A 20,370-nucleotide genomic window follows, 5' to 3' on the forward strand; every position below is an offset into this window, starting at 1 on the left:
AGTGTCGACATGCCCATCCTTCTCGGCTGTATAGCCGACGATTTTACCGGCGCAACGGACCTGGCCAGCTTCTTGGTCGCCTCCGGCATGCGCACCGTGCAGCTCATTGGTGTGCCGACCGGACCGGTTGATCTCGACGGCGCCGATGCGGTGGTCATCGCGCTGAAAACGCGCACACAGAAAACTGACCAAGCGGTGGCAGAATCCTTATTAGCACTGCAGTGGCTGCAGCAATACCAATGCGAGCAATATTATTTTAAATACTGCTCCACCTTCGACTCCACAGCGGACGGCAACATCGGCCCGATTAGCGATGCCTTGCTGGATGCACTGGGTGAGAAATTCACTATTGCTTGCCCGTCTTTACCGATCAATGGCCGTGCCGTTTATAACGGCTATTTGTTCGTCAATGGCGTCCTATTGAACGAGAGTGGCATGCAGCACCATCCACTCACCCCGATGACCGATGCTAACTTGGTGCGCGTATTAGATGCTCAGACGCGTCATAGTGTCGGCCTGGTCAATCACCAAGTGCTAGATCAGGGCGTCGAAGCAACTGGCAAGGCCTTCGGAGAACTGGCAAAGCAAGGGCACCACTATGCGATCGTTGACACACTCAACTACGATCACCTAGTTACAATCGGCCATGCCGCTCGTGACCTTAAATTATTGACCGGCGGTTCCGGTTTGGCTGTTGGTCTGGCCGATAACTTTGCGGCTAAAGGGCTGCTAACCAAAAAAGCCGACTCTGGCGCCTTAAGTAAGGTCGCAGGCGGAATTGTGCTCTTGTCCGGCAGTTGTTCAATAGCAACCCAAGAACAGGTTGCGCAGTACCGTCAAGATCACCCGTCGCTTAAGGTTGAACCGCTTAAAATTAACGATGGCTCGCAAACGGCGGATGACATAGTGGCCTGGTATAAAGAACAGTCGGTGAGCCGTCCGGCACTGATTTACGCAACTGACACACCGGAAGCTATTAAGGCGGTACAGCAACAACTTGGCGTCGACGCCGCCGGCACCTTGGTTGAAGGTGTTATGGCCGAGGTAGTGCGCCAACTGGCCCAGGCAGGTATCCGAAAATTCATCGTCGCCGGCGGGGAGACGTCGGGTTCCGTGGTGCAAGCGTTAAACATTAGCGCGATTAAGATCGGTCAAAGCATTGCGCCCGGCGTTCCGCTGACCGAATCCATCAGTGCACAGCCTCAGTTGTTGGCGCTTAAATCGGGTAACTTTGGCGATCGAGATTTCTTTGCCAAAGCGGTTGAGGCCATGTTATGAGCCTAACCGAACAGGATCTACGCCAGCAAATCAGTGACTTTGGTCGCTCCCTTTTTAATCGGGGGTTGAGCGCGGGTAGCTCGGGCAATATCAGTGTCCGGCTCGACGATGGTTGGTTAATGACCCCGACAAACTGCTGCTTAGGAAATTTGGATCCAGCGGATATCTCCCGCCTCGATGCCCAGGGCAACTTGCTCAGTGGCAAGAAGCCATCGAAGGAATTTTTTCTGCATGCGGCCTTTTTAGCCCAGCGACCGCAAGATAAAGCCGTGGTCCACCTTCATTCGACTTATGCAACCGCAGTCGCCTGCTTGGCCGGGCACGATGCCCATAATATGTTGCCAGCCCTGACCCCTTATTCGATTATGCGTCTTGGGCCAGTGGCCTTAACGCCCTATCACCCACCGGGCGACCCGCGTTTGGGCGAGGAAATCGCGCTGGTTGCCGCCAAGCATCACTGTGTGCTGTTGGCCAATCACGGGCCCATCGTTGCCGCGCCAACCTTGACAGCGGCGGTCTATGCCGCCGAAGAGTTGGAAGAGACCGCCAAACTGTACATCACCCTGATGAATCATCAACCGCGCCTGCTCACCCCGGCACAGATTGATGAACTGAAGCAAAAATTCTCAACGGCAGGAGACCCCGATGCCAAAACTTGCTGCTAATCTTTCGATGCTGTTCACCGAAGTCGACTTTATGGATCGTTTTCAAGCCGCTTCCGCGGCGGGATTTGATGCCGTTGAATATCTGTTCCCCTATGCTTTTAGCGCCCAAGACATACGTGCCCAGCTGCAAAAACATTGCTTAGTACAGGCCTTATTTAACGCCCCGCCGGGCGACTGGGCAGCCGGTGAACGGGGCATTGCTTGTATCCCGGGCCGAGAAGAGGAGTTCCGCGCGGGTATTGCGACGGCCTTGGAATATGCCAAAATATTGGGCAATACACGTTTGCATGTGATGGCCGGTCTAATGCCCGATAATATCGACCAAGCCTTGGCGACTGAAACCTATGTCTCGAACCTGCGCTATGCGGCACAGCAGGTTAAGGAGGCGGGCCTTACGATCTTGGTTGAGCCGATCAATGATATCGATATGCCAGGCTATTTTGTAAATTACCAAGAAGATGGTGCGGCCTTAATCGACGAAATCGACGAACCCAATGTGCGACTCCAGTTTGATTTTTACCATTGCCAAATGATGCAAGGCAATGTTCTCAGCACGTTTCGAAAATTACGTGCCTATGTCGATCATGTTCAGATTGCCGGTGTGCCAAACCGTCATGAACCGGATGTGGGGGAACTGAACTATCGTTACCTGCTGGCTGAGTTGGACAAGGATGGTTACGCTGGCTTTGTCGGGTGCGAATACAAGCCACTGGCGGGAACCGTCGATGGTTTACACTGGATTAACAAATTGACCTAATTAACATTTTCATCAGGTTTTATCTTTACTCTTAGCTCTAAGCTGTTTTTGGCGGATCTCCCGGATCCGCTTTTTTTGTCTCTACTGACTCGCTCTGAAAAAATATCAGCCCAATTTTGTTTCTGTCCGCTGCGCATCCGACCAATTAAAATGATAGGACTTTTCCTCAGCCTGATCGATGCGTTGATAACTGTGCGCACCAAAATAATCGCGCTGGGCTTGCAAGAGATTGGCGCTGCTGACGGCCTCGGTCATGGCGTCGAAGTAGCTTAGCGCCGAGAGCGTCGCCGGCGCTGATACCGCCTGCTGACAAATCTGGCTGGCGACAAAACGCCATTGCGTCTGCCGTTGATTGATTTCGGTTCGAAAGAAATCATCGCTGAGCAGGTTATCCAAGCTCGGTTGGCGATCGAATGCCACGGCAATGGACTGCAAGAAGGCGGCGCGAACAATGCATCCACCGCGCCAGATGCGCGCAATTTCGGCAAAGTTCAGTGACCAATTTTGCGCTCGGGCGGTCAGCGCCATTAACGAGAAGCCCTGCGCATAGGCACAGATTTTGGCGCAGTACAGCGCATCGTGTACGGCGTTAACAAAGGCTTCTGAGCTGTCTTGTGATCGACTGGCAGCAGGATATAGGCTGGCTAAACTCTGGCGCAGCGTAGCCTGGGCCGAACTGGCTCGGCTAATAACCGCCTGCACAATGGTCGGTGCCGGACAACCCGATTCCATCGCGTGGGTTGCCGTCCACAGGCCGGTGCCTTTCTGCCCGGCCTTATCGCGAATCATCTCCACCAGTGGTTTACCACTCGCAGGGTCGGTCTGTTGCAGAATATCGGCACTGATTTCAATCAGGTAACTGTTGAGCACGCCGTCGTTCCATCGGGCAAAGACTCGACCGATCTCAGCACTGGTTAAACCACCAATGTCCTTGAGCAGTTGGTAAGCCTCACAGATCAATTGCATATCCGCGTATTCGATGCCGTTGTGCACCATCTTGACAAAATGACCGGAACCGGCCGGTCCGATGTAGGCGGCGCATGGCTCCCCCTGCGCTAGGGCAGGCAGAGCCTGGCCTTGCGGATCAATCTTGGCGGCAATCGCATGCCACATGGGCATAACCCGTTGCCAAACATCGGCATCACCACTGGCCATTAGCGACGGTCCAAAGCGAGCACCCTGTTCACCACCGGAAACCGCGGTGGTGAAGAATTTGCACCGACCGCGATACAGCTCTGTGCGTTCGATGCTGTCCGTCCACAGGCTGTTGCCGGTATCGATAACGATATCATCTGCTTGCAGCCCATGGGCCAGCAATTGGTCAATAACCTGATCGACTATTTTGCCGGCGGGTACCGACAGGGCCAGGATGCGGGGCGTGTTGAGGGAGTCCATCAGGGCCTTCAGGTCACTGCAGTCCTGATAACGTTGGGCAAAATAACCCTCCCCGGCAATCGCCTGTGCGGCTCGATTTTTTGTCGCCTCGTTGGCGTCATAGCCGCTGACCCGAAAGCTATTCTCAAGCAGGTTGAGTGTCAGGCTCTTGCCCATTACTCCTAGGCCAATAATGGCGATGTCGGAGGCGCTGGAATTTTTCATCTTAGGGTTCCTTGCTGATCGGCAGTTGCGCTAAACACTGGCGCACAACCTCATCTAATGTTGTGTCGATATTAACGCGAATGGCTTCGTCAGGACCAGGCTCTTCAAGCGTATCGAATTGGTTTTGCAGTAGCCCCTGATCATTAAAGTAATGCTCAGACCGGCTTTGCATTCGCTGCCAGATTAACGCCATGCTGCCTTGTAAGTACAAAAAAATAACCCCGGGATTGTTGGCACGCAATCGATCTCGATGGTCGCGCTTTAATGCCGAACAAGCCAACGCTACCGCACTATGTTGGCGTAGTTGATGATTTAAGATGTTCAACCAATCGGCGCGATCCGCATCCGTCAAGGCGATACCGGCGCGCATCTTAGCCACATTGGCTGTATTGTGGAAATCATCGGCGTCCAGAAAGTTCAGCGCAAGATGTGCGGCAAGCTGCTCCGCTGCGGACGTTTTGCCGCATCCAGAAACGCCCATAACGACGATTTTCATAATGTTCTTTTTGAAGGGAATATTAACACTTAGTTTACGTTATTTTTGCCTGCCTCACCATAGAATGCAGGCCCCCTTTTACTCTATCTCGATGCCTATAATAAGCACAGGGCTCCATATCTGGCAGGCACCTAGAAGATGGCATCTTCTGGTTACACCAGCAACCCTAATTGACACCCTAAAAAATATAAGTAATGAGCAGTTAGTCTTACAGAAACAAAGAATCTAACAGTCATTTAGCGTTCGGCTACGCTGTTTTTATTCGTGCAAGGCAAAGGTAAAACGTACGTTAATGGTCAGGTCTACCCTTTAATTCCTGCTGACCTCTGTATACCTTTGCAACACTAACGCTGCGCTTTCCTGCGGTACCGAAAAGCCAACAATAACTCTAATTAGGTTGCTTCTAGCGGTACAACCCCGGTGATTACCTCGTGTAATTAAGGATGCTACATCATGGATAAGCCCATTAGCAGTGAACAGATATTGCCTAAAGAATATAACAACCTCGCCGCCTGCCAACATACTATTGAACAGGATATGCTCGAAAAAGATAATGTTGTCGGCATTGCCATCGGCAACAAGGTGGTCGGCGACCAAACCACCAACGAAAAATGCCTATCGATCCTGGTGTCCCATAAGATGGACCGGGATATGCTCGACTCGCGCAGCCTGATTGATACCAGTAAAAAGCTGGACGGCCTGACCCTCGATGTGGTCGAGGTGGGCGATCTGTTCGCCGGCGAAGGCGCCTTTGCGCCTCCGGCCCAGACCTATACTACCGAAGAAGCCACCTTTGATGCGCCTATTCACCAAGAGGTGGGCTATGAGGTATCCACCCAGGCCTTCAGCCCGAGTCTGAACGTTCGACTGCGACCGGCCTTGGGCGGCTATAGCGTCGGGCACTATAAGATAACCGCCGGCACCATCGCCACGGCCTGTTACGAGCGCAGTGATTATCTCAGTTCGCGCCCGGGCAGCTTCTATCTACTGAGCAACAACCATGTGTTAGCCAATAGCAATGCGGCCAGCATTGGCGATCCGATCTTGCAACCCGGCCCTTACGACGGTGGCATCTACCCACGCGACGTAATTGCTCGGCTGAAGCGCTATATACCGATTAAGTTCCACAGTGGCGCGAAGCGACCCCTGAACTATGTCGACGCCGCCATCGCCGAGGGTAACTTGCGCGACCTGAGCCGGGAAATCTATTGGATAGGCTATGTCGATCGAACCTATTCCGCCCCCAGCGTCGGCTTGGCGGTGGAAAAAACCGGGCGCACAACCGGCTTTCGCACCGGGCGCATTACCAACATCAATGCCACGGTCGATGTAAACTATGGCGGCGGCCGTATCGCGCGCTTTGCCCGGCAGATTGTCACGACGAATATCAGCGCCGGCGGCGACTCCGGCAGCCTGGTCTTGAATCGCCAGGAGGGAGCCTTGGGCTTGCTGTTTGCCGGCTCGTCCACGCGCACCATCGTCAACAATATCGCGCTGGTGCAAAATCTACTGAAAATACGTTTAACGGAAATCTAAGCAAAGGCATGGCGCGAAGGCCAACCGGCTTTCGCGCTAATTTGTATCGAGGTGCGCTATGGATATCAGTAACGCGGTCACCCACGCCCTGGTGTGGCTCGATCAGTATCCGGCCGTTCAAGGCGTCGCAGAAGGTCGTTATCACGCCAAACCCTGCATCACGGTGTTCAGCACCGATAAGGCCACCGCCACCCTATTACCCAAGACCTTCAAGGGCTTCCGGGTCGTGGTCGACAGCGGCGGCGAATTTCTCCCCGCCAGCGGGCCCTAGTCGACCGAGCCCGAGCCTGAGGCGAAAGCCGCAGCCCAATCTGCTTATACCAGCGTTGCGCCGATGCGCAGTACCGCGGCCATTAAGCCCTCGACTTGGTCTTGTTCATGGCGTGCGCCAACAAAGCAGGGCCGCAAGGCGAGCTGACCCTTCACCCGAGTGGTGCTGGGCATATATTGATTTTCGCGCACCAGCTGGCGGTGCAGCCGTTGATTCAGTCGATCCAAATCTGCAACGCCTTCGGACACATAGCGAAAGCAACAGATCGATAGGGTCGGTGCCAAGAGGATTTCCAGCTGTGGATAATCCTCGGCAAAGGTAACGATAAAGGCGGCCATATCGTTGTGCCGTCTCATGCGTTGACGCAGGCCGGTGACGCCGATTTCACGAATCATCGCCCAGACTACAACACCCCGGCACGGTGCACTCAGTTCCACACCATAGTCAAAATAAGGAATACCAAAGTCATCGAGCGAGTGTTCGACCCGTGCGCTGGGCTCGCCTTCTTGCAGTGCCGTGCCCTCCAGATAGTCGGCCGGTTCTTGGGTGAAAGCCCGCCGCAGCAGTTCGCGATCGTGCACATAGGTTGCCGCCACACCAACCGAGGCGCCGAGCCACTTATGCGGATCGACAATTACCGAGTCGGCCAATTCCAATCCGGCAAACAGGTGGCTAATGCGTTCATCCAAAATGCCCGGCAAGCCATAGGCGCCATCGACATGGAACCAGATACCGTATTGCTTGGCGATGGCGCCAATTTTGGCCAATGGGTCGATCGCGCCGGTATTGGTGGTGCCGGCATTGGCGACGATGGCCATGGGCAGAATATCGTTGGCTAGGTCAGCTTCTATCGCCCTAACCAGTTCGCTAACCAGCATGCGCCCTTGGTCATCACAGGCAATGGCTTTAACCGCACGGCGGCCCAAGCCTAGGACCCCGGCCGCGCGTTGAATAGTGTGGTGGCACTCGGTACTGGCATAGATGCTGACTGGCCGCGTCACGCCATTGGCCGCAGGGTCAATGCCGATGCGCTCAAAGGCTGATTGGCGAGCGGCACCCATGGCGACCAGATTGGCAACCGAACCACCACTGCTGTAAACCCCTTGCATGGCACCCAGACTGAACATCTCGGCCATCCACTGCAGTGATAATTCCTCGAGCAGATTAAAGGCGGTGAGCATATAGCGTTGCGGTGACGCCACGCTGGCGGCGGTGGTAGCCAAGGTTGCAATCGTCGTGGCGCCGGTGGTGATGTAGGAAGTAAAGCCGGGTTTAGGGACCGGCGAGCCATTGGCCACCACCTGCTGGATAAGCGTATCGAGTACGCTATCGATGCCCTCACCCTGTTGCGGTAAGGCGGTGGTTAACTGGCTCTGCCAATCCTTGCTCGGATGCTGGGCATCGAGATGGGTGAATTCTTGAAAGGTGTCCAGCCCGGCTCCGAGTCGGCCGAGCAATTCCTGTAACTTACCGGTTTCAGCCAGTTCTGTGTGCATGATGGATTCGCTTGAATGCAAAAATTCACCATAACGCGAGCGGCGTTTTTTAACAAGAAACCCAGAATCAGGTACATATGTCGGACTTTCAAGCCTTCTCTGCTTTGACTCGATCGGCCCGCCAGCGCGCCCGATAAGTCAGAAGTTTGTTACAGGTTCAAAGCTGATCCACCTTCATCTGATAAGTCAGCCAAGCCGTTTTCTCCGCGATCCGATCATACACCGCTCGGCCTCTATAGTTAGTTTCAGCTGTCATCCAGCGCATAAAGGGCCAGCCCTGTTGTTTAGCCTGTGCCCTTAAGCCTTCATAGAGCTGTTCCACTACACCACTGCCACGTAGCGCCGGCAAGACAAAGAGATCATCGAGAAAGCCAACCTTGGCGCCGCGCAAGGGCGATACCATTTCCCGGAAGTGCATCAGGCCGATGCCTTGGCCCGACTCATCCGTGGCGATGAGTGCGAAAAATGGCTGGGCCGGATCGAAAATCCATTGCCAGACGGTCTCCAGAATGTCGTCCGTCATCGGCATCTGATAATACTCGGCGTAACCATGATAGAGCCTTTGCCATTCGTCGCGGTCGGCACTGTTGAGCGGGGTCACTGTTATTGTCATGCGCGCTTCCTATTTCCGGTAAGACTCTAGGGTTTGTTTTTGACGCCCATCGGCGTCGAAATTAGTGGCATGCAACCAGCGTTGGAAGGCGCCTTGCAACGCCGGCCAGTCGCTATCGATCACGCTAAACCAGGCGGTATCACGGGTGCGGCCTTTATATACTATCGCCTGGCGAAATATGCCTTCAAACTGGAATCCGAGCCGCTGGGCGGCACGTTTGGAGGGTGCATTGAAGTTATCACATTTCCATTCGTAACGTCGGTAGCCCAGTTCATCGAAAACCCGTTGCATCAGCAAGAACATCGCCTCGGTGGCCAGCGGTGTGCGCTGCAGCAACGGCGAGAAATGAATGTGGCCCACTTCGACGACCCCCACAGTCGGGTCGATACGCATCAAGGCTGCCATACCCACGGCACGGCCGGTGCGCTGGTCAATAATGGCGTAAAAGAGCGGATCGGGTGTGCCGCAGGCGCTCATCAACCAGTGGTTGAAATCCGCAAAGTCGGCAAAGGGCCCGACCGGCAAATAGGTCCAGTTTTTGCCATCGGGGTCCGTCGCAAAGGCCGCATAAAGCGCCTCGGCATGCCGTTCCGGCTCCAATGGCACAAGTGTGCAATACTGGCCCGTCAACGAGGTACGAACCGGCCGTGCGCGGGTCTGCCAATCGGTTATTGGCGCACCAATGGCTTGGCCAAGATCATTAAGATATTCGCTAATCGGTTCGGGATCGTAAGCCATTGGCATTCCTTCTGAGGGTGACGTGCTGATGAGTATAACGGGGGCCCCGGCCAAGCCGGGAGCGTATAGCCGAGCATGCCACAATATCTAGGATGGAGAGAATAGCGCAGGCCGTTTTGAAATACTGCACAGTGCTGCTGAAGATGAGTATCGGAGATTAAATCATTATCGGTCGGTCGATGAAAACAAAGAAAGAAAGATGCTACCCCAAACCGGAGTTACTCTGCGCATCGGGTTCGGAGACCACAATGCGGTTGCGGCCCAGCGCCTTGGCTTGATACATGGCCGCATCGGCCCGCTCTATAACCTTTTGCACGTTCTTATCTTGGCTTTCCCGTGCCGAGATGCCGGCGCTAATGGTCACCCCCAAGAGCGGCCGATCGGCAACGGCCACCCTAAGGTCGCTGATATCTTGCCGGATACGCTCGGCCAAGGCTTGGGCGGCGTGCAGCCCGGTCATGGGCAGGAGCACCACGAATTCCTCACCCCCGAACCGTGCTAGGGTGTCGCCGTTGCGAATAATGTCGGTCGCACTGTGACCAATCTGTTGCAACACTTGGTCGCCCACTACATGACCGTAGAGATCATTGAATTGTTTGAAGTTGTCGATATCGAACAGGATCAAAGACAGTTCATTATTGTAGCGCCAGCTATTGGCAAACTCTTTGTTAGCCTGTTTTTTAAAATATCGCCTATTGTACAACCCGGTCAACGGGTCGGTTGTCGCATCGATAGTAAGGCATTTATTTTCGGCACGGGTTTGTTGTAAGGATGTCACCATTAGATTGTATTCGGTTACGTCCCGAATGGTGGCCACCACATGGCTTCCATAGCGCGTCTGCAGGGAGTTAAGGCGGATCTCGATCTGTATCGTTTGCCGGCTTTTGGTACAGGCTTGAATCACCCGACTGGCGCCGGTCATCGCTCGGGCCCTGGGGTCCAATTGAATCGAACTACGCCCCTTGGCATGGGCCTCGCGATAGGCTTCAGGCACCAATAGATCGATGTTCATATCAAGCAACTCCGCCTCGCTATAGCCAAACAGATGCACCGCTTCGGGATTGCCGCGCACGATAAAGCCATCTTGGTCGACCTGCAATTTGGCATCCGGTGAGCTGGTAAAAAGTGCTTCGGCTTCTTCCAGCGCAACCTTGGTGGAGGCGTAAAGCTCATCGATGATGTGCAGGTTCTTTTTATGCCGCTGCTCGAGTTGTTTGATATGGGTAATATTATGATGCAGGCCAAGCATGCGAGTGGCATGGCCCTGTTCATCACGGATCGCCACGCCGTGCGAATGGATCCACACCGTGGAACCGTTGCGGTGTTTGCAACGGAGCACCTGATCGTAGGGGCACAGAGGGTCGGCGCGATGCTGTTCCAAGTTGGCCGCCGACAGTTCAAGATCTTCTGGGAAGACGTGGGCTTGCCATTCCTCGCTAAGATGATCGGCTTCATCCAAACCGTAGCCCAAAGCCGCCCAGCATTTCGGGCTCATCCAGCGGTTATCGGGCTGGTCTAAATCCCAATACCAGAGTCCATCGAGTGTGACCTGCTGCAGAAAAGCAAGCCCCTCGCCATTTTCAGCGAATAGCTTGGTTAGCTCAAGTTTTAGGTAGTCACTGTCTCGGACAATCATGAATAACCTCAGCGCGGATGCCGTTATAGGTCACGATGTCAATCGCCCAGTCTATCAATGGCTAAGCTCAGCAATTAATAGGCTATTATCAATAAATATTTCGGCTGACCAATATGCAGATTCCTTAACAGCCGATTACGGTTAAACGGTTAAACGGTTAAACAACGAGCCGTAATCAACAAGCCAACCATACGCTGGCAAGGTTGAAAAACAACAGCGTTGAACAGCCGATACAGGGGTACCATAGTTATTAGTGATTCAGATCACAAAACTCATCGAGAGCCATCCGACTGGAATACGCCAACTGGGCATGGGCAAGAAAATCGGACCATCGTGCGCCAAAGCACTGGGGTTTTCGCAAAGCAAGATTGTCTACAGATCGCCTCAATTTGCTCAGCAAGGAATATCAATTCAGACATTATTTTATAACTAGGAGTCTATTTATGACATACGATGATGTGCTATTTTTTTGGTTTAACGACATAAAACCCGCTCAATGGTGGGTTAAAGATCTCGACTTTGACCGCCTGATCGAGCGCAGGTTCTCGGCTTTACATGAACAGGCGATCCGGTGTGAGTTATTCGCATGGCGCGCCTCGGCAAAAGGCCGCTTGGCTGAAATCATCGTCCTCGATCAGTTTTCCAGAAATATGTTCCGCGATACCCCTAAGGCGTTTGGGTCCGATCCGTTGGCCTTGGCCCTTGCGCAAGAGGCGGTCGCGCTGGGCGTGCACAATGATCTGACGGAGATGGAGCGCAGCTTTATGATCATGCCCTTTATGCACAGCGAATCCTTGATCGTTCATGATGCTGCTTTAACGCTCTTTATTGCAAACGGCATTCCAGAGAGCCTGAACTCTGCACGCAGACACCGAGCCATAATAGAACAGTTTGGGAGGTATCCGCATCGGAACCTCATTTTAGGTCGGGCCTCCACGCCCGAGGAACTGGAATTCCTGACCCAGCCGGGTTCGTCTTTTTAGCATGTAAAGACGCACGCCCGTCATTCCATCGGCGAGCGCTAGGGCCTCAGCAGCGGTCGTGCTTGCGCTAAGCGATGCCAGAATCTCAGCCCGCACTGGCGAGCCGTTCGTGCCAACCGTGCCGATAAGGGGATACCAGTGGGACCGGCGTTACGCATAATAACTGCCCCAAGACCCCGATTAGGGTTATCCTGCCAGCCATTACCGCCCCCTAGAGTCCAAGCTATGCTGTTTAACCCTATAACCCTGCCCAACGGCGCCGTTCTAAAGAACCGACTCGTTAAAGCCGCAATGGAAGAAAGCTTGGCCCGACCCGACCGGACCCCCTCTGATGAACTGATTCAGCTCTATCGACGCTGGAGCGAGGGCGGCTGCGCGCTGCTGTTAACCGGTAACGTCATGGTGGATGGCAACCATATGACCGGCGCCGGCAACTTGGTCTTGGATAAGGGTCAACAGCTGGCGCGCTTTACGGCATGGTCGGCGGCCGCCCAAAGCGGGGGCGCGAGTGTTTGGCTGCAAATCAATCATCCCGGTCGCCAAGCGCCGTCCAAGCTCAACGACCACAGCCTAGCGCCATCAGCGATCAATCTCGATATGGGCAATTTCTCCAAGCTGTTTGCACCGGCACGTGCGATGAACGAAGCCGAGATAAACCGGGTGATTGAGCAGTTTGCCGACACCGCGCTTCAAGCGGAACGGGCCGGTTTCGACGGGGTTCAAATTCACGCCGCACACGGCTATTTGATCAGCCAATTCTTATCGCCCCTGGTCAATCAACGCACCGATAAGTGGGGCGGTAGCGTTGAGAAACGCGCCCAACTCCTGATCAGCGTGGTGGATGCGGTGCGCCAACGCGTTCAGCCGGGGTTTGCGGTCGCGGTTAAACTGAATTCGGCCGACTTTCAACGCGGCGGCTTCGGGCCGGATGACGCACAAGTCGTTTTGCAACTGTTGGCCGATAAGCAGATTACGCTCATCGAGTTGTCGGGCGGCAGCTACGAAGCCCCGGCCATGCAGGGGCAGTCACGCGATGAACGCACCTTGGCTCGCGAGGCCTACTTTTTGGACTTCGCCGAACAACTAGCACACCACACCCAAATACCGCTGATGACCACCGGTGGAATTCATCGTCGAGAAATTGCCGAGCAAGTCTTGGCAAAGGGCGTCGACCTGGTAGGCATGGCCACCGCCTTGGCCTTGCAACCGGATCTGCCGAACCTCTGGCAGCAAGGTATTGGCGTGCAGGTCAGCCTGAAACCGGTCACCTGGAAGAACAAAACGCTGGCCTCGCTGGCCGTGATGGCGCAAGTTCGCCGGTTAATGAGAGATCTGGGCCAGGCAAATGTAAACATGGCCAAACCACGGCCCTATTGGTGGGTCTTGATCACCGATCAAATCGCCGATGCGCGCCATGTCCGGCGACTCAAAAAATGGCGCCGATCCTTATAGCAATTCGCGTCGGCGCCATTGTGACCGATAGGTTTTAAGCGACCTCGGTCACACCCGCCGCGCCACTTTATTTCGCTCTGGCGTTATCTTTAGACCGCCTGAGACTCACTCGCTTTATTTCGGATTACCCACTGGATGTATATAAGCTTAAAAAATGCACTGCCACTTAGTGCTTGGTATATGGTGGCTTCAGCGCTTGGCTTCGCCCTAATGGTGGCCTGCGTGAAGATTGCCAACACGACCTATCAGATCCCCGTACTGGAAATCGTCGCGGCCAGAGCAATTGTTTCCGCGCTGATCAGCTATGCCGATATTCGGCGTAAAAAAATATCGCCTTGGGGCAATAATAAGCCCTTGTTAATAGCACGCGGTACGGTCGGGGCCCTGGCCTTAATTTTTGTTTATTACGCCGTGACCACCCTGCCCCTGGCCGAAGCCACCATCTTGCAGTATTTACACCCAGTCTTTACCGCCCTGATGGCGCTGTTTTTTTTAAAGGAAGTTATCCAACGCTCCACCCTTGCCTGCATTGCTCTGAGCTTGATGGGTTTGGTTATTATGATACAGCCCAATTTTTCGCCAGATAGCGCGATCAGCTATTCTTGGGTCAGTATTGGCGCGGGCCTGCTAGGCGCCTTTGGCAGCGCGGTGGCCTATATTATCGTGAAAAAACTGACCCAAACGGAAGACAGTTCGGTTATCGTTTTCTACTTTCCTATTATTGCGATCCCGATCTCTGTGGCCTTGTTAGGCGATGATTTTGTGGTTCCCAGCCTGGCAGCAACAGGCGTATTGGTTTTGGTCGGGATCTTTACCCAAGTAGGCCAAATAGGCTTAACAAAGGCGCTGCACAGCGCAGATGCCAATAAGGCAACGGCCTATGCCTATGTCCAGGTGCTATTTTCCGTTTTTATTGGTTGGGTCTACTTTAGTGAAGTACCGGTTTTCACCACATTAGTGGGTGGGGCATTCATAATGGCGGGGGCGTTAATTAACGTCCTATGGAAACGCTGAGTGAAGATGTTAACGCGATCTTAGTTTTGAACATGATTCTCATAAAAAGTTAGAAAAGCCTGCGCCGCTTTTGAAAGATAGTGATTCTTCTTCCAGCCCCAGGCCAATTCCAAGCGAATCGCCGGCTCAAAGGGCCGAACACACAGATCCGATTCGTTTTCAACGATCATGGCGAGACAGGTTGCGATGCCAACGTCACTGCGGACCAACTGCTTCAGCAGGTCGATCAGATTGGTTTCGAACTGAATATTTAGGCTAACCTTTGCCTGGTGCGCCCGCTGTTCAACCGCGTCGCGCAGATAGTAACCTTGACGAAACATCACCGAGGGTTGCTGACTGTATTGCTCGATACTGATTGATGACTGCTGAGCAAGTTCATGATCTATCGGCAGGCACGCGACCACCTGTTCGCTCAACTTGGCCGCATAACGAATATCATCATTGGGGGGGACCGACTGCAGCAGGGCGATATCCAGCTCACCGTCAACAATCATTTGTTCCAGAGTGTGGGTGCCGGCTTCGACGAGCCGAATACGGACGCCCGGATAAGCCTGTTTGAAGCCGATTAGGACAGAGGGCAGGAAATAAGTCGATAACATGGCCGACGCACCGATGTTTATTTCTCCCCTGGCCAAACCCCGTAACTCGGTCAACTCACGGCCAGCATCGGCCAAATCCGCCAGGATTTGATGGGCATGCTTGAGCATGACCTTGCCATCTGAGGTCAAGGTCAAGGTCATGGTGCGGTTGCCGCGGTTAATCAACTTTAAGCCGGTTTCTTCTTCCAACTTCTTTATCGCGATGCTCAGGGCCGGTTGCGCGATGCCCAAGCGCTGCGCAGATTTGGAAAAGCTGCCGCTGATGGCAATGTCGCTAAAATATTCCAGTCGTTTGATGCTATTTAGGTGCATAGGAAAGGTCCAAGAGCGCGCGGTAGGATATTGATATAATATATAGAAGGTATATTTTTAATATAATTATAATATCTTAACAACAGGGGTATAATTAGACAACTAACCACCCTAATTAAGGAACACCCCTATGGCGCTTACCCCATTCGAATGGCAAGACCCCTTCTCCCTAACTGCACAATTGTCCGACGATGAGCGCATGATTATGGACGCGGCGAAGGACTACTGCCAGGGTGAATTAGCACCCCGGGTTCAGATGGCCAATCGCAACGAGCAGTTCGATCCGGCGATCATGTTAGAACTGGGTCGACTCGGCATGCTCGGTGTTACCCTGCCGGAAAAATACGGCGGTTCTAATGCGAGCAACGTTGCCTATGGTCTGATCGCCCGCGAAGTAGAGCGCATAGACAGTGGTTATCGCTCGGCGATGAGCGTGCAATCCTCATTGGTCATGCATCCTATCTATGCGTACGGTAGCGAAGAGCAACGCACCAAATACTTGCCTAAGTTAGCCAGTGGCGAGTTTATTGGCTGCTTTGGTTTAACCGAACCCGGTGCCGGATCGGATCCAGGCAGCCTGAGCGCGAAGGCCATTAAAACCGAAAAAGGCTATATCCTCAACGGCGCTAAAATGTGGATCACCAACTCGCCCATCGCCGATATTATGGTGGTCTGGGCCAAGCTCGACGGTGTGATTCGCGGCTTTATTCTTGAGCGCGACATGGAAGGTTTACGCACACCCAAGATCGAAGGCAAGTTCAGTTTGCGAGCCTCGGTCACGGGCGAAATTGTGATGGAAGATGTCTACGTGCCCGAGGCTAACCTGTTGCCGAATGCGTCTGGTTTGGCAGGCCCCTTTGGCTGTTTGAATAAGGCGCGCTATGGCATTGCCTGGGGTGCTATGGGAGCGGCCGAGGCGTGCTGGTTTGCGGCGCAAAACTATGTCATGGATCGGGAGCAATTTGGCCGGCCCTTAGCCGCGACTCAGTTAGTACAGAAAAAACTGGCCGACATGCAGACCGAGATCAGCCTGGGCTTACAAGGCGCCATGCGCATGGGTCAGTTGATGGACAATGATGCCTGTCCGGTTGAGCTGATCTCGCTGATGAAACGCAACAATGCCGGCAAGGCCTTGGAAATAGCCCGTGTTGCCCGCGATATGCATGGCGGCAACGGGATTAGTGATGAATACTGCGTTATTCGACACGTGATGAACCTGGAAGCGGTCAATACCTATGAGGGCACCCACGATGTGCACGCACTCATTCTGGGTCGCGCGCAAACTGGCATTCAGGCGTTCTATTAATGGCTACGCCAGCCGATGAGGGGGCACTGTCCGGTATAAAAGTACTGGACCTCAGCCGCATTCTGGCGGGCCCTTGGGCCGGCCAAATGCTGGCGGACCTGGGCGCCGACGTTATTAAGGTTGAGCGGCCCAAGGTCGGCGACGATACCCGGCTATGGGGCCCACCCTTTTTTGACACTGATGATAAGGCCGAGCGCGTAGCGGCCTATTTCCACAGCGCGAATCGCGGCAAACAATCCATTGCGATCGATTTCACCCAGCCCGAAGGCCAGGCACTGGTATTAGAGTTGGTGCGCAAGGCTGATGTGGTGATTGAAAACTATAAATTCGATGGCTTAAAAAAATACGGCCTGAATTACCCAAGCTTGGCTGCGCTCAACCCAAAACTGATCTATTGTTCGATCACCGGTTTTGGCCAAACGGGTCCCTATAAAGAGCGCGCCGGCTATGACTTTATGATTCAAGCCATGGGTGGCCTGATGAGCGTAACCGGCGAACCGGACGGTGCACCGATGAAGGTTGGCGTGGCCTTGACCGATATATTGACCGGTCTTTATGCCTCAAATGCCATTCAGGCGGCGCTGCTGTACCGTCACCGCACTGGCCTGGGCCAACATATCGATATGGCCTTACTGGACGTCCAGGTTGCGACCATGGCAAACCAAGCGATGAACTATCTGGCGACCGGCACTGCGCCTGGGCGATTGGGCAATTCTCATCCGAACATCGTGCCCTATCAGGCCTTTGCGACCAGTGATGATTATCTCATTCTGGCCATCGGTAACGATGGTCAGTTTCAGCGCTTTTGTGCCGTGGGGCAGTGCCAATTCCTCAGTGCCGATGCGCGCTTCGCCACCAACCAGGCGCGAGTCGAGCATCGAGTTGAATTGATTCCGCTGATTGAATCCGTGCTCAGGGCTCAGAGTCGGCAATGGTGGTTGGTTGAGCTTGAAAAGGTGTCCGTGCCGTGTGGGCCGATCAACAGCCTGGAGCAAGTGTTTGAGGACCCGCAAGTTATAGCGCGCGGCTTGCAGATGTCGCTTGAGCACCCAACCCTAGGCCAAGTGCCATCGGTCGCCAATCCCATTCGATTGAGTAAATCGCCCATACGATATCGCGCTGCCAGCCCCTCTTTAGGCGCAGATACCGAGGTCATTCTTAAAGCGCAACTTGATGTGAGCCCGGAGCACTTTGAGGAATTAAAGGCGAAGGGTGTGATCGGCTAATGGCTTCGCTCGAGCAAAAAAAACGGCTAAGTGATTCGCCGTTTTTTTGTGTGCCCAAGAAGAGTTCAGCTGAGTACTTTTTTGGCGGCACACTCGCCCGCAATAGCACCCAGTACCACCGCGTGCAACAAGCCATTTCCCGACAGATAACCGGTGTCGTTCGAACCGGACACACCGCGTGCGGCGCCGCCTGCAGCAAACAGATTGGGCATTACATCACCCGTCGCGGAGAGCACTCGACCGGCAGTATCTATTTCCAAACCCCCCTGGGTATGAAACAACGCGCCGGTCACCTTAATGGCGTAAAAAGGTGCCACCAACTGCTGTTCCGGTACGAAGGTACGCCCCAAGGCATCGGGCTCGGCTGCCTCGCTCGATTGCGTCATAAGCGCAAACATCTGCTCGAGCTTGGTATCGTCCAAACCCAGTCCGGTAGCAAGTTCCGCCCGTGAGGCAAAGCTCTTCACCGATTTGGTGGTCAAGGCATTCTGATAGTCCTCAAACGCCAATAGGGTTTGATGAATACGCTCGTCATAGATATTAAAGACGTAGCCGGTCGGTTGCGCTAACACCTTGGCCGCGGCTTCAGAGTAACCCTGGTTTTCATCGGCGAAACGCTCGGTGTCGGTATTCACCTGCACCCCCCCCTGCATCATCACGGCCCACGAGATCAATGTCTGCGGTGGATCGGCTAAGGAGCCGTGTCCTTGGAAGGCCGTTAAATCCATTAGGCTGGCGCCGAGTTGTTCGCCCCAAATGACCGCGTCACCCTGATTGCCCTCATGGCCATAATAGAGCGCCTTATTCATCTGCGGCAGATATTTATCAACCAGGGCTTTGTTGCCGCCATAGCCATTGCAGGCCAGCAACAGGGCATCACAACCGATGGTCTCAACCTGACCATCGGGTTGTTGATAGGAAACGCCCTGAATGCAGCTTTGCGCATCAACATATAGGGCCGTAACATGAGCATTGGTGAGAATATCAACGCCCGCTTCGGCCGCCGCATTGAGCAAGGTGCTCATTAATTCCTGACCCGTGCGGCGCGGCGTACTGTGCATGCGCATTTGACTGTGACCTGGATACAAGAACCCTTGGACCAGCTCGAATGGGATCTTGTGCTGGTCGGCCAGCCACTCGATGACCCGAGCGGATTGATCTGCTAACACCTGAACGATACTGGGGTCGGCTTCGTTGTGATTCTTATGCTGGATGTCGTCAACCATTAAGCCGGGGCTATCGACAACACCTGCCGCGGTTTGAAAGCGAGTGTTCGCAGCGGGGATAAACCCACTGGACATAAAGGTGCTGCCGCGCGGCGTATTGTCCCGCTCCAGCACGACCAGCTCGATGCCCAATTCCTTAGCGGCCAAGGCCGCCACCAATCCGCAGGCACCCGCGCCGATAATCACCAACGGTATCCTGACTTCAAACGGATGCTGTACTTCATCAAAGGCAATTACGGTCATTTCTGTACACCACTGTGTTGAATAATCTCTGCCGCCGAGGCTTGCCAAATATCATCGTGTTGATTGATATAGTCCAGTATCTGCTCCAAACAGCCTATACGATGGGGTTGCCCGGTCAGCCACGGGTGCAGGCTCAGACCGAGCATCCGACCACTCTTTTGTTGTTTCGCTTCGGCCACCAGGTAATCAATCGCATCGATCACTTGGACCACCCAGGCATCTTCAGAATGCAGGTTGCCGCAAATAACATGCGCGTCCTCTATCTCGGTTTGCAGCGGCAGCATGGTCAGTGGGCCATTAGGCGTGTTAAAGGCATAAGGCAGGTCGTCATTCACCCAATCGCAACAGTATTCAATGCCTGCTTTGCGCAGCAATTCAGGCGTATGGGCACTTTGGTTGCGCGCCGGGCTTAACCAGCCGCGAATATCTCGCTTGCTGTTGTCCCGCAGGCTATTGACAGCACGGGTGACAATCTCGGCTTCCTCGTTGATGTCCTGGCCACCATAGTGCAGATGGTCCATGTTCCAACCGTGGCAGATCAGCTCGGCATTCTGGTCGAGTAACTGCGCCAAGAGATAGGGGTTATCATTGGCCAGCTGTGCGCTAACCGCATAGGTCGGTTTAATATTGTAACGTTCAAACGTCTTGAAAAAGCGATACAGACCCACCCTATTGCCATAGTCCCTGAGCGAATAGTGCCGCAGGTCCGGATACGGCATGGCCATACCGTAGGGTACCTTGAAGGGTACGCCGCGCTGATTCAAGGGGAAAAACTGCACCGACGTATTCACCCATACGGCCAGCGACTTGCCATTAGGCCACTGTATCGGGGCGCGATCGTGGAGCATCGACCAGTCGTAATGATCGTGGTCGTTACCATAGCGGCGCATGGGGTATTTTAGATACTCATCTGGTAATGCCACC

19 protein-coding genes are annotated in these 20,370 nt (G+C 54.0%); 10 read left to right on the forward strand and 9 right to left on the reverse strand.

Annotated features, from left to right (window positions below):
* The first annotated feature begins 9 nt into the window (after window positions 1-9).
* Genes otnK through otnI form a run of 3 tightly spaced genes read left to right on the forward strand, consistent with a single transcriptional unit; the run spans window position 10 to window position 2,700 of the window.
* Window positions 10-1,278 (forward strand): 3-oxo-tetronate kinase, encoded by a 1,269-nt coding sequence (gene otnK, locus REIFOR_RS12435; protein ID WP_100257866.1) that lies wholly within the window; start codon window positions 10-12, stop codon window positions 1,276-1,278.
* Window positions 1,275-1,943, forward strand: coding sequence for a 3-oxo-tetronate 4-phosphate decarboxylase (otnC, locus tag REIFOR_RS12440; RefSeq protein ID WP_100257867.1), 669 nt, complete (start codon window positions 1,275-1,277; stop codon window positions 1,941-1,943). Before otnK ends, otnC begins: the two co-directional genes overlap by 4 nt.
* The gene (gene otnI, locus REIFOR_RS12445) at window positions 1,924-2,700 is read left to right on the forward strand and encodes a 2-oxo-tetronate isomerase (protein WP_100257868.1); all 777 of its coding nucleotides are present in this window, start codon (window positions 1,924-1,926) and stop codon (window positions 2,698-2,700) included. Before otnC ends, otnI begins: the two co-directional genes overlap by 20 nt.
* Window positions 2,701-2,805: 105 nt before the next feature.
* Here otnI and gndA read toward each other — a convergent pair whose 3' ends face one another.
* A complete protein-coding gene (gene gndA / locus REIFOR_RS12450; RefSeq protein ID WP_100257869.1) occupies window positions 2,806-4,299 on the reverse strand; it encodes an NADP-dependent phosphogluconate dehydrogenase in 1,494 nt (497 codons plus the stop codon).
* Window position 4,300: 1 nt separating this feature from the next.
* Window positions 4,301-4,795 (reverse strand): gluconokinase, encoded by a 495-nt coding sequence (locus tag REIFOR_RS12455; protein ID WP_100257870.1) that lies wholly within the window; start codon window positions 4,793-4,795, stop codon window positions 4,301-4,303.
* A 453-nt stretch (window positions 4,796-5,248) separates the two neighbouring features.
* Here REIFOR_RS12455 and REIFOR_RS12460 point away from each other — a divergent pair, with 453 nt between their 5' ends.
* Window positions 5,249-6,331, forward strand: a complete 1,083-nt coding sequence (locus tag REIFOR_RS12460; RefSeq protein WP_100257871.1) for a chymotrypsin family serine protease — start codon at window positions 5,249-5,251, stop codon at window positions 6,329-6,331.
* 58 nt (window positions 6,332-6,389) lie between these two features.
* The gene (locus REIFOR_RS12465; RefSeq protein ID WP_100257872.1) at window positions 6,390-6,602 is read left to right on the forward strand and encodes a hypothetical protein; all 213 of its coding nucleotides are present in this window, start codon (window positions 6,390-6,392) and stop codon (window positions 6,600-6,602) included.
* Between the two features lie 44 nt (window positions 6,603-6,646).
* Here REIFOR_RS12465 and REIFOR_RS12470 read toward each other — a convergent pair whose 3' ends face one another.
* The 4 genes from REIFOR_RS12470 to REIFOR_RS12485 form a co-directional block, all read right to left on the reverse strand.
* Window positions 6,647-8,098, reverse strand: coding sequence for a pyridoxal phosphate-dependent decarboxylase family protein (locus REIFOR_RS12470; protein WP_100257873.1), 1,452 nt, complete (start codon window positions 8,096-8,098; stop codon window positions 6,647-6,649).
* A 157-nt stretch (window positions 8,099-8,255) separates the two neighbouring features.
* The gene (locus REIFOR_RS12475) at window positions 8,256-8,711 is read right to left on the reverse strand and encodes a GNAT family N-acetyltransferase (RefSeq protein ID WP_100257874.1); all 456 of its coding nucleotides are present in this window, start codon (window positions 8,709-8,711) and stop codon (window positions 8,256-8,258) included.
* 9 nt (window positions 8,712-8,720) lie between these two features.
* On the reverse strand, window positions 8,721-9,449 hold the full coding sequence (locus tag REIFOR_RS12480; RefSeq protein ID WP_100257875.1) for a GNAT family N-acetyltransferase: 729 nt from the start codon (window positions 9,447-9,449) through the stop codon (window positions 8,721-8,723).
* 202 nt (window positions 9,450-9,651) lie between these two features.
* Window positions 9,652-11,085, reverse strand: coding sequence for a sensor domain-containing diguanylate cyclase (locus tag REIFOR_RS12485; protein ID WP_100257876.1), 1,434 nt, complete (start codon window positions 11,083-11,085; stop codon window positions 9,652-9,654).
* A gap of 443 nt (window positions 11,086-11,528) precedes the next feature.
* On the opposite strand from REIFOR_RS12485, the gene REIFOR_RS12490 reads away from it, so the two are divergent.
* From REIFOR_RS12490 to REIFOR_RS12500, 3 genes are all read left to right on the forward strand, one after another.
* On the forward strand, window positions 11,529-12,068 hold the full coding sequence (locus tag REIFOR_RS12490; RefSeq protein ID WP_100257877.1) for a DUF924 family protein: 540 nt from the start codon (window positions 11,529-11,531) through the stop codon (window positions 12,066-12,068).
* Between the two features lie 225 nt (window positions 12,069-12,293).
* Complete coding sequence (locus tag REIFOR_RS12495; protein WP_100257878.1) at window positions 12,294-13,520, forward strand: NADH:flavin oxidoreductase/NADH oxidase family protein; 1,227 nt, start codon at window positions 12,294-12,296, stop codon at window positions 13,518-13,520.
* 135 nt (window positions 13,521-13,655) lie between these two features.
* Complete coding sequence (locus tag REIFOR_RS12500) at window positions 13,656-14,534, forward strand: DMT family transporter (protein ID WP_100257879.1); 879 nt, start codon at window positions 13,656-13,658, stop codon at window positions 14,532-14,534.
* Window positions 14,535-14,554: 20 nt separating this feature from the next.
* Here REIFOR_RS12500 and REIFOR_RS12505 read toward each other — a convergent pair whose 3' ends face one another.
* Window positions 14,555-15,445 carry a LysR family transcriptional regulator gene (locus REIFOR_RS12505; protein ID WP_100257880.1) on the reverse strand — a complete coding sequence of 297 codons (891 nt, stop codon included), beginning with the start codon at window positions 15,443-15,445 and terminating at the stop codon, window positions 14,555-14,557.
* A gap of 130 nt (window positions 15,446-15,575) precedes the next feature.
* On the opposite strand from REIFOR_RS12505, the gene REIFOR_RS12510 reads away from it, so the two are divergent.
* Window positions 15,576-16,751 (forward strand): acyl-CoA dehydrogenase, encoded by a 1,176-nt coding sequence (locus REIFOR_RS12510; protein WP_100257881.1) that lies wholly within the window; start codon window positions 15,576-15,578, stop codon window positions 16,749-16,751.
* Window positions 16,751-17,977, forward strand: a complete 1,227-nt coding sequence (locus REIFOR_RS12515; RefSeq protein WP_100257882.1) for a CaiB/BaiF CoA transferase family protein — start codon at window positions 16,751-16,753, stop codon at window positions 17,975-17,977. Before REIFOR_RS12510 ends, REIFOR_RS12515 begins: the two co-directional genes overlap by 1 nt.
* A gap of 65 nt (window positions 17,978-18,042) precedes the next feature.
* Here REIFOR_RS12515 and REIFOR_RS12520 read toward each other — a convergent pair whose 3' ends face one another.
* Both REIFOR_RS12520 and REIFOR_RS12525 read right to left on the reverse strand, forming a co-directional pair.
* Window positions 18,043-19,446 carry an FAD-dependent oxidoreductase gene (locus REIFOR_RS12520; protein ID WP_100257883.1) on the reverse strand — a complete coding sequence of 468 codons (1,404 nt, stop codon included), beginning with the start codon at window positions 19,444-19,446 and terminating at the stop codon, window positions 18,043-18,045.
* Window positions 19,443-20,369 (reverse strand): polysaccharide deacetylase family protein, encoded by a 927-nt coding sequence (locus REIFOR_RS12525; protein WP_100257884.1) that lies wholly within the window; start codon window positions 20,367-20,369, stop codon window positions 19,443-19,445. The genes REIFOR_RS12520 and REIFOR_RS12525 overlap by 4 nt, the downstream gene beginning before the upstream one ends.
* Between the last annotated feature and the right edge of the window lies 1 nt (window position 20,370).

The organism is Reinekea forsetii, assembly GCF_002795845.1.
Classification (GTDB): domain Bacteria; phylum Pseudomonadota; class Gammaproteobacteria; order Pseudomonadales; family Natronospirillaceae; genus Reinekea; species Reinekea forsetii.

Excerpts from the sequence above, each read along its gene's own strand:
- otnK (WP_100257866.1), top strand. The coding sequence starts at position 10 with ATGCCCATCCTTCTCGGCTGTATAGCCGACGATTTTACCGGCGCAACG.
- otnC (WP_100257867.1), top strand. The coding sequence starts at position 1,275 with ATGAGCCTAACCGAACAGGATCTACGCCAGCAAATCAGTGACTTTGGT.
- otnI (WP_100257868.1), top strand. The coding sequence starts at position 1,924 with ATGCCAAAACTTGCTGCTAATCTTTCGATGCTGTTCACCGAAGTCGAC.
- gndA (WP_100257869.1), bottom strand. The coding sequence starts at position 4,299 with ATGAAAAATTCCAGCGCCTCCGACATCGCCATTATTGGCCTAGGAGTA.
- REIFOR_RS12455 (WP_100257870.1), bottom strand. The coding sequence starts at position 4,795 with ATGAAAATCGTCGTTATGGGCGTTTCTGGATGCGGCAAAACGTCCGCA.
- REIFOR_RS12460 (WP_100257871.1), top strand. The coding sequence starts at position 5,249 with ATGGATAAGCCCATTAGCAGTGAACAGATATTGCCTAAAGAATATAAC.
- REIFOR_RS12465 (WP_100257872.1), top strand. The coding sequence starts at position 6,390 with ATGGATATCAGTAACGCGGTCACCCACGCCCTGGTGTGGCTCGATCAG.
- REIFOR_RS12470 (WP_100257873.1), bottom strand. The coding sequence starts at position 8,098 with ATGCACACAGAACTGGCTGAAACCGGTAAGTTACAGGAATTGCTCGGC.
- REIFOR_RS12475 (WP_100257874.1), bottom strand. The coding sequence starts at position 8,711 with ATGACAATAACAGTGACCCCGCTCAACAGTGCCGACCGCGACGAATGG.
- REIFOR_RS12480 (WP_100257875.1), bottom strand. The coding sequence starts at position 9,449 with ATGGCTTACGATCCCGAACCGATTAGCGAATATCTTAATGATCTTGGC.
- REIFOR_RS12485 (WP_100257876.1), bottom strand. The coding sequence starts at position 11,085 with ATGATTGTCCGAGACAGTGACTACCTAAAACTTGAGCTAACCAAGCTA.
- REIFOR_RS12490 (WP_100257877.1), top strand. The coding sequence starts at position 11,529 with ATGACATACGATGATGTGCTATTTTTTTGGTTTAACGACATAAAACCC.
- REIFOR_RS12495 (WP_100257878.1), top strand. The coding sequence starts at position 12,294 with ATGCTGTTTAACCCTATAACCCTGCCCAACGGCGCCGTTCTAAAGAAC.
- REIFOR_RS12500 (WP_100257879.1), top strand. The coding sequence starts at position 13,656 with ATGTATATAAGCTTAAAAAATGCACTGCCACTTAGTGCTTGGTATATG.
- REIFOR_RS12505 (WP_100257880.1), bottom strand. The coding sequence starts at position 15,445 with ATGCACCTAAATAGCATCAAACGACTGGAATATTTTAGCGACATTGCC.
- REIFOR_RS12510 (WP_100257881.1), top strand. The coding sequence starts at position 15,576 with ATGGCGCTTACCCCATTCGAATGGCAAGACCCCTTCTCCCTAACTGCA.
- REIFOR_RS12515 (WP_100257882.1), top strand. The coding sequence starts at position 16,751 with ATGGCTACGCCAGCCGATGAGGGGGCACTGTCCGGTATAAAAGTACTG.
- REIFOR_RS12520 (WP_100257883.1), bottom strand. The coding sequence starts at position 19,446 with ATGACCGTAATTGCCTTTGATGAAGTACAGCATCCGTTTGAAGTCAGG.